The following is a 16,800-nucleotide window of genomic DNA, read 5'->3' on the forward strand; positions in this document are numbered from 1 at the left end:
CTGCGGCCGCGCTGCCTACATTGCGATGCGTTGCATGCACGAGACCACGGGTGAACACCATGAGCCAAGGCCAACTCCAGGACAAGATCGCCGTCGTCACCGGCGGCGCCGCCGGCTTCGGCGAAGGCATCGTCCGCCTCTACGTGGCGGAAGGCGCCCGCGTGGTCATCGCCGACCTGGACGCCACCAAGGGCGAGGCGCTGGCCGCCGAGCTGGGCAGCGCAGCGCGCTTCTGCCGCTGCGACGTCTCCAGCGGCAGCGACGTGCAGGCGCTGGTCCAGACGTGCGTCGCGGCCTTCGGCGTGCCCGACATCGTTGTCAACAACGCCGGCACCACGCATGCCAACCAGCCCATGCTGAACGTGGACGAAGCCACCTTCGACCGCATGTTCGCGGTCAACGTGAAATCCATCTTCCACATGGCGCATGCCGTGGTGCCGAGGATGCGCGAGCGCGGCCAGGGCGGTGTGATCCTCAACGTGGGCTCTACGGCGGGCATCCGGCCGCGGCCCGGACTCACCTGGTACAACGGCAGCAAGGGCGCGGTGAACCTGCTGTCCAAGTCGATGGCGGTGGAACTCGGCCCCGACCGCATCCGCGTCAACGCCATCTGCCCGGTGATCGGCGAGACCGGCCTGCTGGAGAAGTTCATGGGCGTTCCCGACACGCCCGAGAACCGCGCCCGATTCATCGCGACCATTCCGCTGGGCCGCATGTCGCGCCCCTCGGACGTCGCGGCCACGGCCCTGTTCCTCGCCAGCGACGCGGCCGGGTTCCTCACCGGCATCGAGATGCCGGTGGACGGCGGGCGCACCGTCTGATGGCCGCCCTGCACCGCCCGCCACGCAGCTACCTCTTCGTGCCGGGCGACCGGCCCGAGCGCTTCGCCAAGGCCTGGGACAGCGACGCCGACGCCGTCATCCTCGACCTGGAGGACGCCGTCGCGCCGCAGGACAAGGACGCCGCCCGGGCGGCGGTGGCCGGCTGGCTGTCGGCCGAGCGACCGGTGTGGGTGCGCATCAATGCCGGCGACACGGCGGCCTTCGAGGGCGACCTGCAGCTCATCGGCCGGCCGGGCCTGGCAGGGCTGATGGTGCCCAAGGCCGAGGCGCTTGCGCCCGCCCTGCTCGCCGCGGCCACGGCGGCCGACTGCCCGCTGCTCGCCCTGGTGGAGACGGCCCGTGGCATCGCCCTGGCCCAGGAGATCGCCCGCACGCCGGGCGTGGCACGGCTGGCCTTCGGCAGCATCGACTTCCAGGCCGACCTGGGCATCGAGAGCGAGGAAGGCCTGCTGCCCTTCCGCAGCATGCTGGTGCTGGCCTCGCGGCTGGCAGGCCTGCCGCCGCCCGTGGACGGCGTCTGTACGGCGCTGGACGACGCCGCCGTGCTGGACGCCGACAGTCGCCGCTCGCGCGCCCTGGGCTTCGGCGGCCGGCTGTGCATCCATCCGAAGCAGGTCGGCACCGTGCATGCCGCCTGGGCGCCCACACAGGCCGAAAAGGCCTGGGCCCGGCGCGTGGTCGAGGCCATGGACGCCAGCGGCGGCAGCGCGGTGCGCGTGGACGGCAGGATGGTCGACCAGCCCGTGCTGATCCGGGCCCGCCAGTGGCTGGATGCGGCCGACATGGGGCGGCGCCCGCGCGGCGGCTGACGGGCGCGGGCGCGTGCAGGCGGCTTGGCCGCCTGAGCGTTTTCCTTGCACAACAAGGGCCAATCACGCTCCAGACACGCATGCCTACCTCAACATCCGCAGGAAATCGTTGATCCCGGTCGAAATCGATCCAGAAGTTGCAGGATATGTGCGCAGCCCTCTGCCTACAGTAGAGCCTTTCCGACCATCCCTACGACTCTGGAGCCAACGATGTCCGACCTCTTCGACAACCCCATGGGCCTGTGCGGCTTCGAATTCGTCGAATTCGCCTCCCCCACGCCGAATGTCCTGGAGCCGCTGTTCGAGAAGATGGGCTTCACGCTGGTGGCCAGGCACCGCTCCAAGGACGTGCTGCTCTACCGCCAGGGCGGCATCAACTTCATCGTCAACCGCGAGCCGCGCAGCCCGGCCGCCTACTTCGCCGCCGAGCACGGTCCCTCCGCCTGCGGCCTCGCCTTCCGCGTGAAGGACTCGCACCTGGCCTACAAGCGCGCCCTCGAGCTGGGCGCCCAGCCCGTCGAGATCGCCACCGGCCCGATGGAGCTGCGCCTGCCGGCCATCAAGGGCATCGGCGGTGCGCCGCTGTACCTGATCGACCGCTACGAGGACGGCAAGTCCATCTACGACATCGACTTCGAATTCCTGCCCGGCGTCGAGCGCCATCCGCAAGGCCACGGCTTCCAGGTGGTGGACCACCTGACGCACAACGTCTACCGCGGCCGCATGAGCTACTGGGCGGACTTCTACAGCAAGCTCTTCAACTTCCGCGAGATCCGCTACTTCGACATCAGCGGCGAGTACACCGGCCTCACCTCCAAGGCCATGACCGCACCGGACGGTCTGGTGCGCATTCCGCTGAACGAGGAATCGCGCCAGGGCGGCGGCCAGATCGAGGAATTCCTGATGCAGTTCAACGGCGAGGGCATCCAGCACATCGCCCTGCTGACGGACAACCTGCTCGAGTCCATCGACCGGCTTCAGATGGCCGGCGTGCCGCTGCTCACGGCGCCCAACGACATCTACTACCAGAACCTGGACAAGCGCCTGCCCGGTCACGGCCAACCCGTCGGCGAACTGCAGGCCCGCGGCATCCTGCTGGACGGCACCACCGAAGGCGGCCAGCCGCGCCTCTTGCTGCAGATCTTCTCGGAGCCCACCCTGGGCCCGGTCTTCTTCGAATTCATCGAGCGCAAGGGCGACTACCGCGAAGGCTTCGGCGAGGGCAACTTCAAGGCCCTCTTCGAGTCGCTGGAGCGCGACCAGATCAACCGCGGTGTGCTGAAGGTGGACGACAAGGCCGCCGAGAAGGAAGCCGCGTGAGCGCAGCGCCCGTCCGCCTCGACGGCGACGCGCTCGCGGCGCAGCTCGCCACGCTGCCGCAGTGGCGCCATGCACCGGAGCGCGGCGGCCTGATCGTGCGCGAATTCGTCTTCGCCGATTTCGTGGCCGCCTTCGGCTTCATGGCCCAGGTGGCGCTCCATGCGGAGCGCATGAATCACCACCCCGAGTGGTTCAACGTCTACAACCGCGTGCAGGTCACCCTGACCACGCACGATGCCAACGGCCTCTCGGCCAAGGACATCGAGATGGCCGGCCTGATGGACCGGCTGGCCACCGCCCTCGGCGCCCGCGCGCCCGCCTCCTCCACCTAGGAGCCCTCCATGCTGCAGACCACCGACACCGCGCCGGCCAAGCATGGCCTGGCGGCGGGGAGCGAACACGCCCCCGCGCGACCCGACTGGACCATCGACCAGGACTGGGGCCGCTACACCGCCGAGGAGCATGGCGTGTGGCGCACGCTCTTCGAACGCCAGAGCCGGCTGCTGCCCGGCCGCGCCTGCGACGAATTCATCCGCGGCATGCAGGACCTGCCCATCGGCCCCGAGCAGATTCCCGACTTCGAACAGATGTCCAAGGTGCTGCGCCAGCGCACCGGCTGGGAAGTGGTGGCCGTGCCGGGCCTGGTGCCGGACGACGTGTTCTTCGAGCACCTGGCCAACCGCCGCTTTCCGGCCGGCCAGTTCATCCGCAAGCCGCACGAGCTGGACTACCTGGAAGAGCCGGACGTCTTCCACGACGTGTTCGGCCATGTGCCGATGCTGATGAACCCGGTGATCGCCGACTACATCCAGGCCTACGGCGAAGGCGGCCTCAAGGCCAACCGGCTCGGCATGCTGGAGAAGCTGGCTCGCGTCTATTGGTACACGGTGGAGTTCGGCCTGGTGCAGCAGAGCGACGGGTTGCGCATCTATGGCGCGGGCATCGCCTCCTCGGCCAGCGAGACGCGCTTCGCCGTCGAGGACGACTCGCCCAACCGCATCCGCTTCGAGCTGGCGCGGGTGATGCAGACGCACTACCGCATCGACGACTTCCAGGAGACGTACTTCGTGCTGGGCCACCTGGACGAGCTGCTGGAGCTGGCCCGCATCGACTTCGCGCCGTTCTACCAGCGCCTGGCCGATGCGCCGGAGCATGAACCGGGCGACGTGCTGCCCGGCGACACGGTGCTCACACGCGGCAGCGGCCGCTACCACGCGGCGCGTCGCAACGCGGCCACGGCCTGAAGGAACTGCAGTCCATGACACCTCCCTCCCCTACCCGGAAGATCGTGCTGATCACCGGTGCTTCCGGCCAACTGGGCCGCGCCGTCGCGCAGGCCTTCCTCGACCAGGGCGCGCGGCTCATCCTGCTGGACCGTCACCGCGGCGAGCTGCCCGCTGGCGAGGACCTGCGCCATGTGACGGCGGACCTTGCCGACCGCGCGCAGGTCGTGCAGCACATCGGCGAGGCTGCCGCACAGATGGGCGGCCTGCACACGGTCTGCCACATCGCCGGCGGCTTCCGCATGGGCGAGGCGGTGCACGAGACCAGCGCCGCGACCTGGGACTTCCTGATGGACCTGAACGCCCGCTCGCTGCTGCATGTGGCCGCGGCCACCGTGCCGCTGCTGCTCAAGCAGGGCGGCGGCCAGATCGTGACGGTGGGCGCCGGCGCCGCCGCCCGTGGCGGTGCGCAGATGGGCGCCTACAGTGCGTCCAAGAGCGCGCTGATCCGCCTGACCGAGTCGATGTCGTCGGAACTGAAGGACCAGGGCATCCGGGTCAACTGCGTGCTGCCCTCGATCATCGACACGCCGGACAACCGGCAGTCGATGCCCGATGCCGACTTCGGCCGATGGGTGACGCCCCAGGCCCTGGCGGAGGTGATCGCCTTCCTGGCCTCCGACGCGGCGCGCGCGATCCACGGCGCGGCGATCCCGGTCAGCGGTCGGGTCTGACGGCCGCCCAGGCGCTCGGCGCGAGCGGCGCCCCGCTCCCTCGCGGCCTGGCATCGGGGTAGTTGCGGTCCTCGTGACCCCATTGATCGAGCCGCTGCCCCATTCGGTTCAGCTCGGAATGCCCAGCAACTGCTTCACCAGGCCGTACTGCGCATCGAGCATCGAGGTGCCGAGCGAGATCCGGCAGCCGCGGGCCTGCGCCGCCACCAGCAGCGGCGTGAGCGCGGGCGTCATGATGATTTCGGCCACATCGGTGGAAGCGGCGAGCTGACCGACGTCCATGGGCAGCGGATCGCCCTCGTGCATGCCCATCGAGGTGGTGTTGATCACCACGTCGAATCCACGCGGATCGTCCGGCCCCGACTCGGCGGCGCAGCTTGGCCATGCTGCCTCTACCGCCTGAGCCAGTGCCTGCGCGCGCGCCGCCGTGCGGTTGTGGATGACCAATGCGCTGGCGCCCGCTTCTGCGACGGCGAAAGCCACCGCCCGCCCCGCGCCGCCCGCGCCCAGCTGCAGCACGCGGCGGCCTGCCAGGCCGATGCCGCTGGCGGCCAGGCCGTCCACGAAACCCTGACCGTCGAGGTTGTCGCCAGTGAGGCGGCCTTCGGGATCGCGGCGGACGAAGTTGACCGCGCCGATCAGGCGCGCACGCGGCGTGACCGCATCCAGCAGCGGCATCACCTCGATCTTGTGCGGGATGGTCACGCCGAAGCCCCGCACGTTCTGCAGCAGGCGCAGCGCGCCGATGACGGTCGCCAGGTCCTTCGGCTGCACATGCAGCGGCGACACCGCCATGTCCAGCCCCTCGGCCGCGAAGCGCGCGTTGAGCCGGTCCGAGCCGACCACATGCGCGACCGGATCGGCCAGGATGAACAGGATGCCGGTGCGGCCGGTGATGCGCTGCTCGGCGCTCAACGCGCGTCTCCGGCAGCCAGCGCGCGGCCGACCGCCTCGGCCACGGCCGGCGGCGTGAGGCCGTGGCGCTCGAACAGCCAGGGCATCGAGGCGCCCTGCGCGAACCGGTCGCGCACGCCCAGGCGCAGCAGGCGCGCGCCGCCGCCGGCCTCCGCCATCGTCTCGGCGACGGCCGAGCCCAACCCGCCGATCACCGAATGGTTCTCCAGCGTCACGATCAGCCGGCGCTGCCGGGCCTGCGCACGCACGAAATCGTCGTCGAAGGGCTTGAGCGTGTGGGCGTTGGCCACGGCCACGCCCAGCCCCCCGGCCCGCAGGCGCGCGGCGGCGGCCAGTGCCACCTCTACCATCAGGCCACTGGCGAGCAGCAGCACCTCGCCCTCATCGGCTTCCAGCGGCTGGATCTCGCCGATGCGCAGCGGCATCCAGGGCGTGCCCGCGGGCAGGGCCTGGCTGGCGCGCAGCAGGCGCAGGTAGACGGGCCCCTTGTGGTCGGCGGCCGCGCGGACGGCGGCGGGCACCTGGGCCGGCCCGGCCGGCTCGATCACCGTCATGTTCGGCAGGGCCCGCATCAGCGCCACGTCGTCGATGGCCTGGTGGCTCACGCCGAGGATGGTGGCGAGCCCGGGCAGGAAGCCCACGATCTTCACGTCGGCCTTGGGGTAGGCCACCTGCATGGCCACCTGGTCGTAGGGCCGCCGCGTGGCGAAGACGCAGAAGGTGTGGACCCACGCCTGCATGCCGCTGCGCGCCAGTCCGCCCGCCACGCCGACCATGTTGGCCTCGGCGATGCCGGCGTTGATGAAGCGCTCGGGCAGCGCATCGCGGAACAGGTCGGTCTCGGTGGAGCTGCTCAGGTCGGCCGACAGCGCCACGATGTGGCCGCGCTCGCGCGCCAGGGCCAGCAGTGTCTCGCCGTAGTAGCGTGGCACGGCGGCCGGACTGGTGGCCGCGGCATCTGCGGCCGGCGCGACGGCATGCGCGCCGCCCTGGGTGAAGTCGTCGACGACGACGGCATCCGCCTGCGCCGACGGGGAAAGGGTGGCATCACGCATGGGGGGCCTCCAGTTCGGCCAGGGCCGCATCGGCCAGATCGGCAGGCAGCCTGGCGTTGTGGCTGATCACCCCCTCCAGCGCACGCACGCCCTTGCCCGGCACCGTGGTGGCGATCAGGATGGTGGGCTGGGCCCGGTTGGCCCGGGCCAGGCCGAAGGCCGCGACCAGGGCATCCAGGTCATGGCCATCGACCTCGATGGCCTGCCAGCCGAAGGCGCGCCACTTGTCGGCGATGGGCGCGAGCTTCAGCACCTGGTCGGTGTGGCCCTCCACCTGCATCCAGTTCAGGTCGAGGATCACGCACAGGTTGCCCAGCTTCTGCGAGCCCGCGAACATCGCGGCCTCCCACACCTGGCCCTCTTCGAGTTCGCCGTCGCCGAGGATGACGTTGACCCGCCAGTCCCCACCCGACAGCCGCGAGGCCAGCGCCATGCCGGCGGCGGCCGAGACGCCCTGCCCCAGCGAGCCGAAGGTGCCTTCGACCACCGGCCCCAGGCGCTCGGAGACGTTGATCTCCAGCGCGGAGCCGTCCACGACGTAGCCGGCCAGATCGGCCTCGGGAATCATCCCGCGCAGCGCCAATGCCGCATGGAAGAGCGCCGAGTTGTGGGCGGTCGAGAGGATGCAGCGGTCGCGCCGCGGCCAACGCGGCTCGGCCGGATCGATGGCCGCCTCGTGGAAGTAGAGGCTCGCGAACAGCTCGGCGGCACCCAGGCCCTGCTGCACATAGCCCTGGCCGTGGCGGCGCACCAGTTGCACCACCTGGCGGCGCAGCAAGCGGGCCACCTCGCGCAGCTCGGAGGTCGGCAGGACCAGGCGGCCTGCCGCCTGCCAGCGCGGATCGACACCGGTCGCCGTGGCTGTCCGACGCCCGGCTTCACCCGCGCCGCGGGCACCGTCCGGCTGGATCGGGCGGGCGCTCATAAGGCAACCTCCATCTTGACGCTGCCCCGGACAGGTGCTGAGGTGGCGAACCGACTTCCGTGCCCTCGTGGTGACTGCCCGTGGCGCTGGCTGTTCGACAGCCCGCATGAGACCTGCAGCACCCGACGTGCCGGAAGGCCACGACGGGCCACCGGATGTAGCGCCACGCCTACCCAGCTGGAGCGCCAATTTATGAGCGTCCCGCCATGCCTTCCGACACGGACAGTCTTAACCCAAACCCATGGAGGTTGTCCATGACTCTCAGTGTCTTTGTCGGCCTGGATTGGGCCTACCGTTCGCACGCGGTGTGCGTGATCGACGCCCAAGGCAGCGTGCTCAAGCACTTGACCATCAACCACGATCGCCAGGGACTCGGTGAGCTGCAACGTGCACTCGCTGCCTTTGGCAAAGCCTTGCCCATCGCCATCGAACGGCCCTCGGGCCTGATCGTGGACGCCCTGCTCGACGCCGGCCATCAGGTCTTTGCGATCCATCCCAACGCCGTCAAGGCCAGCCGCCCGCGCTACCGCAGCAGCAATGCCAAGAGCGATGCGGGCGATGCCTTCATGCTGGCTGACTTGCTGCGTACCGACGGCCATCGCTGGCGCGCTGTGCAGCCGCAGTCTGCAGCCATCCGCGCCTTGCGCGCCCTGGTGCGCACACGCGACGACTTGGTGAGCACGCGCATTCGCCTGGCCAACCAGCTCACCGCGCTGCTCGATGCCTACTGGCCTGGCGCCACAGGCATCTTCGCCGCCGTCGATTCGCCCATCGCCCTGGCCTTCATCGAGCAGTGGCCCACCGCGCGCAAACTCACAGCCCGCCAGATCGCCGCCTTCTGCAAACGCCATGGCTACAGCGGCCGGCGTTCTCCCGACGCGCTGCTCGAACGCCTGCAAGCCGCTGCGCCCAGCTTTTGCGAACCTGCGCTCGCCCAGGCCCAGGCCACGGCTGCCTTGGCCCTGGTGGCCCTGCTCAAGCCGCTCGCAGCTCAGATCAAGTCCCTGGACGGCCACATCGCTCAAGCCATGGGGCAGTTGCCACAGGCCGTCTCGGTCATGTCGCTGCCGCGCGCCGGCTGCATCTGCGCCGCCCAGATCCTGGCCGAACTGGGCGATGTGCCCCAACGCTTCGCCAGTGCCGAGCAGTTGTGCTCCGAGGCCGGCGTCGTGCCCGTCACCTACCAGTCCGGCAAGAGCCGCGCCGTCACCTTCCGATGGGCTTGTAACCACCGCTTGCGCCGCGCCATCACTTGCCTGGCTGATAACTCCCGCCATGCCAGCCCTTGGGCCGCCAGCGTCTACCACGCCGCGCGCAAGCGCGGCTGCGATCATCCGCACGCAGTGCGCATATTGGCTCGCGCCTGGACTCGTGTGCTCTGGCGTATCTGGACCGATGGCTGCGCCTACGACCCCGCCGTCCATTCCAGCGCTTGTCGCATCGAAATTTCTCAAGAGGGTTGACACCGGATGTCTCATGCCGGCACCTCGAAGGGCGTCGGGTCCAGGAAGCGCTGCAGCACATTGCCCGTGATGCGGCTGATGTTGTTGTCGTAGCTGTTGTGGCTGAGCGAGAGCACGTACGAGATCGAACCCGTCGCAAAGACCGCGCCGCCGTTGGCCGTCTCGAAGAACACCATGTCCGCCCGCACCAGCGCGTTCTGCTCGCCGTCCAGGCCGTGCACCGTGGTGCGGTATTCCTCGGGCGTGGGCAGCGCGCCCGGCCCGAGGCCGTGCGAGGTGGCCAGCATCACCGCATGCGGCGGGGAGCCCAGGCCGACGTCGAAGCGGTCGATCTCGATGCCCACGGCCCCGCCGATGCGCACACCGTAATCGCCGATGCGCTCGCCGGGCGCGATGCCCTCGACCGCGAAGGCCACGCGCGGGTTGGCCGCGTCGGGCGTCAGCAGGTAGTAGCCGGCATGGTCGTAGACCATCGCCGCGAAGCCCACGCCGATCAGCTTCTGCGGCGCGAAGCCGCTGTGGCGCCACAGCGCCCCGGGCTCGCCGGTGCCGGCCAGGTGCACCTCGCCGGGCTGCGACTCCCAGGTGCGGGTGCCGGCCATGCCGCGGCGCACTTCCACCGCGGCGGGCGCCTGCGGATGGAAGGCGCAGCGCCAGTAGAAGCCGTTGGCGCCCAGGGCCAGGTGCCGGCCGCCCCCGTTCTGGAAGGCCATGATGCCGTTCATCATGGCCTCGCTGTAGTACTCGGGATGCGACAGCGTGGCGAGCGTGCGGTAGCCGGCCAGCGCGCCGGGGCCCTGGCGGTCCAGCTCGACGTCGGTGATGACGTCGTAGTCGATGCCCTTCTCTTCCAGCCAGTCCAGGAAGTGGCTGTCGATGGCCAGGTTGCCGGGCGTGGAGCGCGGCCGCATGTTCAGCACCGGCCGCAGCCAGGAGCTGTAGGCGCGGCCGCTGCCGTCGATGTGGTGGTCGTAGGTGGACTGACCGACTTCCGGATGCTCCTGCAGGTAGACGTCGTCGCCGGTCAGCATCAGCAGCCGCTCGGTCAGCACCTCGAAGTGCACGGCATGCAGCCGCAGCGCACTGTTGGCATAGGCCATGTAGGTCATGCTGGCCGCCAGCACCGCCAGCGGGGCTCGCACCGCATCGGCCGCGGGCGTGATGAAGAAGGTGATGAAGGTCTCGGCATCGTCCGCGGCGCGCGCCCCGCCCTCGCCCGGCGGGCGCAGGCGCAGGGCGTAGAAGCCGGACTTCCAGCTGCGCGGCACGTCCAGTTCCAGCGTGGCCGGCCATGCGCAGTCGTAGATGTCGTCGCTGTGGAAATGGATGGCGCCGTACTGCTGCGGCGCGGCGCGCCAATCGTGCACATCGCCCGTCCAGCGCACGCCGGTCATGGCGCGGCAGGGCAGCTGGTGCAGGCGGCCGTGCAGGCGGTTGGCCGAGAGGTCGAGCACGTCGAGCGTCTCGATGCCCTGCGAGAAGTCCCAGCAGGCCACCAGCTGCGGATCGGCCTGGCCGGGCCGGGGCGCCTCATCGCAGCGGCGCAGCGCGTCGGCGTCCATGCGGCCCAGCACGAGGCGGGGACCTTCGATCTTGCCGTCGTAGTGGCCCGCGCACAGGGTGCCCGTGCGGGTGCGCAGGTGCGCGCCGACCGTCAGCGCGCAACGGGCGTCGATCTCCCAGGGGCCCGGAACCGTGCGGCGCGCCTCGTGGCGCTGCTCGGGCAGCACGCCCTCGGCCAGGCGGCACTGCAGCACGTGCATCTCGCCCGTGGCCGGGTCCAGACTGGCCTGCACCCAGTACCAGCGCCGCTGCTCCAGCGCCACGCCCGTCCCCAGTTCGGCGACGCCCGCATCGCTGCCCACGCGCAGGCCCACGCCGGCGCGGCTCACCTGCAGCGCATAGCCCCGGCCCGAGTCGTCGCACCAGCGTGCCATCACGGTCTGGGGCGTGTCGGTCAGGCGCGTGGGCCAGATGTAGGCGCCGAAGGTGAAGGCCCCGGCGGGCGCCAGACGCGCGTCCTCCGGCACATGCAGGAAGGAGCCGCAGGGCACCTCGCGGTGCACCACCGCATGCGGGCCGTCGATCGGCGACGCCATCTCCTGGTACTTGATGCCCGGGCCGGTGGCGTCGGCATCGGCGCAGCGCACGCGCACGAACTTCACGTCGGCCTGCGTCTGCTGCGCGCTGCTGAGGTGGAAGCGGATGCGATCGCCCGCGCGCACGCTGAGTTGGTCGGGGTAGCCGACGAAGGCGTTGGTCTCGATGGGAAAGGTCATGGTGGAGGAATGCGGTGCGTGCGTGAGGCTCAGTCGATGTCCAGCGCAGTGCCGGCGAGTGCCTGCCAGCGCAGCTTGAAGACATGCCACTCGGCCTCGTCCAGCGACGTGAAGACCACGTCGTGGAAGACCTTCACCTTCTGCCCGCGCTCGTCGGGCATCTGCGCCAGTGCCCAGCGGCGGCCGGGCTCGACCGTCAGCAGCAGGTAGCGACCCGGAAAGGCGCCCCAGCGCATGCGGTGCAGCAGCTTGCGCAGCTCTTCGCTGTGGGGGCCTCGGATGTTGCGGCGGAACTCGCTGGCGAGCTCGGTGCGGCTCGGGTCCAGCACATAGCGCGCGGCCTGGGGGTCGCTGGTGTGGTCCATCATGGTCAGGGCGGTGTCTTGCCGGGGGACGCCGGCTGGTTGCGAAGCGCCAGCAGCTCGGCCGCGCGCTCGGGGTTGTGGTCGATCTCGGTGAGCACCTTCACGAAGTTGCGTCCGCCCTCGACCAGGTCGTCGCGGATGGCCTGCGTGACCAGGGCCACGTCGCGGGCCTGCAGGCCCTTGAGGACGTTCATGTGCTGGTGCTCTGCGTCGTAGCTGGGATGGCCGTGCGGGTACAGGAAGTTGAGCATCGGCCCCACCTGCACCCAGATGCGGTCGAGCAACTCGGTGAGCTGCGGCATGCCCGAGCGGCGGTAGATGCCGAAGTGGAAGTCGAAGTTGTGCTGCAGCGCGGCGCGATAGTCGCGCGTCTTTTCCGCCCGCATCAGCAGCCGGTGCGACTCGGTCAGCTGCCGGATCGCGGCATCGTCGAGCAGCGGGATGGCCCGCTCGGCGGCCAGCGGCTCCAGCGCCAGCCGGATGTCGCGCAACTCCAGGTACTCGGCCAGGCTCAGCTGCCGCACGCGGATGAAATAGCCTTCCTTCATCTCCAGGGCGCGGTCGCGCACCAGCTGGATCAGGGCCTCGCGCACGGGCGTCTCGCTGGTGCCGATCTCCTTGGCCAGTTCGCGGATCTTGAGCCGCTGCCCGGGCTGGAAGACCGCGGACATGAGCTTCTCGCGCAGGCTTTCGTAGATCTGGCTGGCGAGGTTGGTTCGGCCGACGACGTTGAGACCAGGGGTGGACATGTTCATCTCTGTGGGGCTGCGAAGAAAGCCGCCGGGGCGGCGGCGCAGCGAGTATCGGGGCCGCTGCGCACCGCCTGCCCGGCCTTGCGACTCAGCGGCCCAGCCAGGCGATCCAGCGGTCGCGCAGCATCTGGCGGTTGTTGCCGATCCACTCGTAGTCGGCCACGATCAGCTTGTCGAAGTTCTCGGCCGAGGTGGCCAGCATGGCGCGCCGCTCGGGCGGGAACAGGTTGGCGGTCTTGGCGCTGCCGGTGTCGTAGCTGACGGCATCGACGAACTTCACGTGCTGCTCGGGCGGCAGGCTGTAGAAGAAATCGAGGTAGGCCATGGCGGCCTTGGGGTGCGGCGCCCCCTTGGGAATGGCCATGTAGCCCACGTCGCGGATGGCGCCGTCCCACGACACGGCCAGCGGCACCTTGGCGTTGATCAGCGAGATCAGGCGGCCCGAATAGCCCATGGTCATGACCACCTCCTTGCTGCGCATGGTCTGCTGGAGCTGGTCGCCGCTCTTCCACCACACGGCGATGCTGGGGCGCAGCTTGTCGAGCTTCTTGTAGGCGCGGTCCAGGTCGAGCGGGAAGAGCTTGTCGGGCGCGACGCCATCGGCCAGCAGGGCGGCCACGGGCACCCACCATTCGCGGTCGCCGGTGTCGGGCAGGCCGCGCGGGCCGGGGAATTTGGCGGTGTCCCAGAAGTCGGCCCAGGTCCTGGGGCCCTTGCCGTCCTTGAAGACCTCGGTGTTGTAGCCGATCTGCATGCCGCCCACGGTGCGCATCACGCCATAGGGCGTGCAGGCGCCCTTGACGCCGTTGGCCGTCACGCTGGGCAGCTTGCTGCAGTCGATGGGCTGCAGCAGGTCCTTCTTCTGCACCAGGTCGGGCGGGGTGGCGGTCACGATGTCGAACTCCATGCCGCCGCTGCGCGACATGGCCTGCACCTTGGCCCACTGGTCGGGCACCTCGATGGCGGCGGGGATCACGTCCACGCCCTTGGCCTTGGAGAAGGGTGTGTAGAAGGACTGCACCAGCGCCTTCTCGATCAGACCGCCGGTGGTGGCGATCACCAGTTCCTTCTCGAGGGCCTGGGCCGAGGCGCCAGCGGCACCGAGCAGCGCCGCGCCGCCGAGGACGAGCGCGCGGGCGCCCTTGCGTGGATCGAGCCAATTCATCATCACGAACTCCTTGCGAGTGAAGACCAGGGATAGGGAGAGAAGGCAGGGGGCTCAGCGGCTGCGCCGCCGGGCCTCCATGACGCGCAGCAGCGCGGCGGCGACGAGCACCGCGATCGACAGCAGGGTCAGCAGCGTCGCGATGGCGGGAATGACCGGCGTGAGGTTCTGCTCGATGTCCTCGAACATCCGGCGCGGCAGCGTGCGCTGGCGCACGCTGGAGACGAAGAAGGACACCACCGGCTCGTCGAAGGAGATGATGAACGCGAACAGCGCACCGCTCAGCAGGCCCGGCACGATCAGCGGCAGCGTCACCAGGAAGAAGGCGCGCAGCCGGCTTGCGCCGCAGCTCATCGCGGCCGACTCCAGATCGGGGTCCACGCGCGAGAGCGCCGCCGAGACGGTAAAGACCACGAAGGGCAGCGCCAGCACGGTGTGCGCGGCCACGAAGCCGGTCATCGTGCCCACCACGCCCAGGCGCTGGTAGAACAGGTAGCAGGCCACCGCCACCGCGATGTGTGGCGCGATCACCGGGCCGATGACCATGAGCTGCGTGGCCGGGCGCAGGCGCGCGGCGCCGCGCACGATGGCATACGCCACCATGGTGCCGATCACGACCGAACAGACCATGGTGAGCGCGGCCACGCGCAGGCTCAGCAGGGCGGCGCGCTGCCACTGGGGATCGGCGAAGAACTCCTCGTACCAGTGCAGCGTGAAGCCGCGCGGCGGGAACTCGAGGTAGTCCGCCGGGCTGAAGGACATCGGCACGATGATCAGCGTGGGCAGCATGATGAACAGCACCACCAGCCACACGTAGACGCGCAGCGAAAGGCTGCCCAGGTCGAAGGGCGCCCGGTTGCGACGGGCCGGTGGGACGCTCGGGGTGTCGGTCATGCGCCGCCTCCCATCAGACGGTTGAAGCTCACGGCCTTGTTGAAGACCATCGTCAGGGTGGCGACGACCACCATCAGCACGCCGATCAGCGCGGCGGCGAAGGGCCAGTCGAGCATCTCGCGCACCTGCTGCGACACCAGCGTGGCGATCATCAGCTCCTGCGGGCTGCCCACCAGCGCGGGCGTGACGAAGAAGCCCAGCGCCGAGAGGAAGACCATCAGGCAGCCGCTCCAGATGCCGGCCCGGCTCATGGGCAGCAGCACCTCGAAGAAGGCGCGCCGGCGGTTGGCGCCCAGCATGGCCGCCGCCCGCATGTAGTCGTCGGGAATGTTCTTGAGCGCCGAGTAGATCGGCAGGATCAGGAAGGGCAGCAGCACATGGGCCATGGCCAGCACGACAGCGCCCTCGGTGTAGAGCAGCTTCATGGGCTCGCCCGTCAGGCCCAGCCACTGCAGGGCGTTGTTGACGATGCCGTCGCGGCGCAGCAGCACGATCCATGCCGCGGTGCGCACCAGCACGCTGGACCACAGCGGCAGCAGCACGCAGGCCGTCAGGAGCAGTGCGACCGCGCCTTTCACGCGCGTCATCATGTAGGCGATGGGAAAGCCCAGCACCAGCGCCAGCACGGTGGTGAGCAGACTGATCCATCCGGTGCGCACCATCACCCGCAGATAGACGGGGTTGTCGAACACACGGGCGTAGTTGTCCAGCGTGGGGTGCGGCTCCAGCACGCTGAGCGACAGCAGGCTCAGCAGCGGATACAGGAAGACGATGAGCAGCAGCGCAAAGAAAGGCGCAAGCAGCAAAGCCGTCCAGCCACCACTGAGCTGCCGGCCGCCCAGCCAGAGCCGGCGCAGCGGCGACGGTGGCGCCAGGGCCGATGCCGCCACGGGAGGGGCGACGGCGCTCATGCAGTGGCCGCCTCTTCGCCATAGACGCGTAGCGCCTCAGGCGACCAGCGCAGGCCGACCTGGTCGCCGGCCTGCACGTTCACCCGGCTCGGGTCGGACAGGCGGGCGCGCAGCTCGGTGCCGTCGTCCAGGTTGGCGATGCACAGCACGGTGGAACCGCTGTAGATCACGCCGGCCACGCGGGCGCGCAGTGCGGACGGGTCTTCGGGGTTCACCAGCGCGATCTGCTCCGGCCGCAGCGCCGCCACGCCCCGGCCGCCCGCAGCGTCCAGGCCCACCAGTGCTTGCGCCCCCACCTCGCAGTGGTGCGTGCCGCCCGGCAGCTGCACCGTGGCCACCTCGCCACGCAACGGCCCCACGCCGACGGGGATGAAGTTGGTCTCGCCGATGAAGCCGGCGACGAAGCGGTTGCGCGGCCGTTCGTACAGCGCCTTGGGCTCGTCCAGCTGCTGGATGCGGCCCTGGTTGAGGATGGCGACGCGGTCGGCCATGGTCAGCGCCTCGCCCTGATCGTGGGTCACGAAGACCACGGTGATGCCCAGCTGCGATTGCAGGCGCTTGATCTCCAGCTGCATCTCCTCGCGCAGGTTCTTGTCGAGGGCGCTGAGTGGCTCGTCCATCAGCAGCACCTTCGGCCGGTAGACGATGGCGCGGGCAAGGGCCACGCGCTGCTGCTGCCCGCCCGACAGTTGGGCCGGCATGCGCGCGCCCAGGCCGGCGAGCCGCACGGTGGCCAGTGCCTGCTCGGCCAGGCGGTGGCGCTCGCCTTTGGCCACGCCGCGCATCTTGAGGCCGAAGGCCACGTTGTCCAGCACCGTCAGGTGCGGGAACAGCGTGTACTTCTGGAAGACCATGCCCAGGTTGCGATGGTTGGCCGGCAGGTAGGTCACGTCGCGACCGTCGATGGCGATCTGGCCGGCATCGGGCAGCTCGAAGCCGGCGATGCTCATGAGGATGGAGGTCTTGCCGGAGCCGCTGGGCCCGAGCAGCGCCAGGAACTCGCCCGGACGGACCTGCAGCGAGACATCGTCCACGGCGCGGACGGCACCGAAGCGCTTGGCCAGCCGCGTGATCTCGATGGAGGCGCCGCCGACAGGGTCGGCCGTGCCGGCGGGCGTGGGACGGGGGGCGGATGCCATCTGCATCTC

General features: G+C 69.9%; 17 protein-coding genes. 7 read left to right on the top strand and 10 right to left on the bottom strand.

The genetic code is table 11. The annotated features are described in order from the left end of the window. The first annotated feature begins 59 nt into the window (after positions 1-59). From ACT54X_RS16490 to ACT54X_RS16515, 6 genes are all read left to right on the top strand, one after another. A complete protein-coding gene (locus tag ACT54X_RS16490) occupies positions 60-821 on the top strand; it encodes a glucose 1-dehydrogenase (RefSeq protein WP_354321254.1) in 762 nt (253 codons plus the stop codon). Then, positions 821-1,651: an HpcH/HpaI aldolase/citrate lyase family protein gene (locus ACT54X_RS16495; protein WP_476347522.1), complete on the top strand. Its 831-nt coding sequence runs from the start codon at positions 821-823 to the stop codon at positions 1,649-1,651. The genes ACT54X_RS16490 and ACT54X_RS16495 overlap by 1 nt, the downstream gene beginning before the upstream one ends. A 210-nt stretch (positions 1,652-1,861) precedes the next feature. After that, positions 1,862-2,971: a 4-hydroxyphenylpyruvate dioxygenase gene (gene hppD / locus ACT54X_RS16500; RefSeq protein ID WP_476347523.1), complete on the top strand. Its 1,110-nt coding sequence runs from the start codon at positions 1,862-1,864 to the stop codon at positions 2,969-2,971. After that, positions 2,968-3,303, top strand: a complete 336-nt coding sequence (locus ACT54X_RS16505) for a 4a-hydroxytetrahydrobiopterin dehydratase (protein WP_294371165.1) — start codon at positions 2,968-2,970, stop codon at positions 3,301-3,303. Before hppD ends, ACT54X_RS16505 begins: the two co-directional genes overlap by 4 nt. Before the next feature lie 9 nt (positions 3,304-3,312). Continuing rightward, positions 3,313-4,215 (top strand): phenylalanine 4-monooxygenase, encoded by a 903-nt coding sequence (gene phhA / locus ACT54X_RS16510; RefSeq protein ID WP_294371168.1) that lies wholly within the window; start codon positions 3,313-3,315, stop codon positions 4,213-4,215. Positions 4,216-4,229: 14 nt separating this feature from the next. Beyond that, positions 4,230-4,928, top strand: coding sequence for an SDR family oxidoreductase (locus ACT54X_RS16515; protein WP_476347524.1), 699 nt, complete (start codon positions 4,230-4,232; stop codon positions 4,926-4,928). A gap of 108 nt (positions 4,929-5,036) precedes the next feature. Here ACT54X_RS16515 and ACT54X_RS16520 read toward each other — a convergent pair whose 3' ends face one another. Genes ACT54X_RS16520 through ACT54X_RS16530 form a run of 3 tightly spaced genes read right to left on the bottom strand, consistent with a single transcriptional unit; the run spans position 5,037 to position 7,823 of the window. Further along, complete coding sequence (locus ACT54X_RS16520; protein WP_476347525.1) at positions 5,037-5,843, bottom strand: shikimate dehydrogenase family protein; 807 nt, start codon at positions 5,841-5,843, stop codon at positions 5,037-5,039. Continuing rightward, entirely contained in the window at positions 5,840-6,898 is a 1,059-nt protein-coding gene (locus ACT54X_RS16525) for a transketolase family protein (RefSeq protein ID WP_476347526.1), read from the bottom strand. The genes ACT54X_RS16520 and ACT54X_RS16525 overlap by 4 nt, the downstream gene beginning before the upstream one ends. Next, on the bottom strand, positions 6,891-7,823 hold the full coding sequence (locus ACT54X_RS16530) for a transketolase (RefSeq protein ID WP_354321261.1): 933 nt from the start codon (positions 7,821-7,823) through the stop codon (positions 6,891-6,893). Before ACT54X_RS16530 ends, ACT54X_RS16525 begins: the two co-directional genes overlap by 8 nt. A gap of 206 nt (positions 7,824-8,029) precedes the next feature. On the opposite strand from ACT54X_RS16530, the gene ACT54X_RS16535 reads away from it, so the two are divergent. Next, on the top strand, positions 8,030-9,286 hold the full coding sequence (locus ACT54X_RS16535) for an IS110 family RNA-guided transposase (RefSeq protein ID WP_476347527.1): 1,257 nt from the start codon (positions 8,030-8,032) through the stop codon (positions 9,284-9,286). Positions 9,287-9,297: 11 nt separating this feature from the next. Here ACT54X_RS16535 and ACT54X_RS16540 read toward each other — a convergent pair whose 3' ends face one another. The 7 genes from ACT54X_RS16540 to ACT54X_RS16570 form a co-directional block, all read right to left on the bottom strand. Further along, positions 9,298-11,565, bottom strand: a complete 2,268-nt coding sequence (locus ACT54X_RS16540; protein ID WP_476347528.1) for a N,N-dimethylformamidase beta subunit family domain-containing protein — start codon at positions 11,563-11,565, stop codon at positions 9,298-9,300. 29 nt (positions 11,566-11,594) lie between these two features. Next, a complete protein-coding gene (locus ACT54X_RS16545) occupies positions 11,595-11,933 on the bottom strand; it encodes a N,N-dimethylformamidase alpha subunit family protein (protein ID WP_476347529.1) in 339 nt (112 codons plus the stop codon). 2 nt (positions 11,934-11,935) lie between these two features. After that, positions 11,936-12,679, bottom strand: a complete 744-nt coding sequence (locus ACT54X_RS16550; protein WP_354320345.1) for a GntR family transcriptional regulator — start codon at positions 12,677-12,679, stop codon at positions 11,936-11,938. 91 nt (positions 12,680-12,770) lie between these two features. Further along, complete coding sequence (locus tag ACT54X_RS16555) at positions 12,771-13,850, bottom strand: ABC transporter substrate-binding protein (RefSeq protein WP_354320344.1); 1,080 nt, start codon at positions 13,848-13,850, stop codon at positions 12,771-12,773. A gap of 51 nt (positions 13,851-13,901) precedes the next feature. Beyond that, entirely contained in the window at positions 13,902-14,741 is an 840-nt protein-coding gene (locus ACT54X_RS16560) for an ABC transporter permease (protein WP_354320343.1), read from the bottom strand. After that, complete coding sequence (locus ACT54X_RS16565) at positions 14,738-15,652, bottom strand: ABC transporter permease (RefSeq protein ID WP_017757788.1); 915 nt, start codon at positions 15,650-15,652, stop codon at positions 14,738-14,740. Before ACT54X_RS16565 ends, ACT54X_RS16560 begins: the two co-directional genes overlap by 4 nt. After that, positions 15,649-16,791, bottom strand: coding sequence for an ABC transporter ATP-binding protein (locus tag ACT54X_RS16570; protein ID WP_476347530.1), 1,143 nt, complete (start codon positions 16,789-16,791; stop codon positions 15,649-15,651). Before ACT54X_RS16570 ends, ACT54X_RS16565 begins: the two co-directional genes overlap by 4 nt. Positions 16,792-16,800 lie beyond the last annotated feature (9 nt).

This window comes from Pseudacidovorax sp. DMC4 (assembly GCF_056314265.1).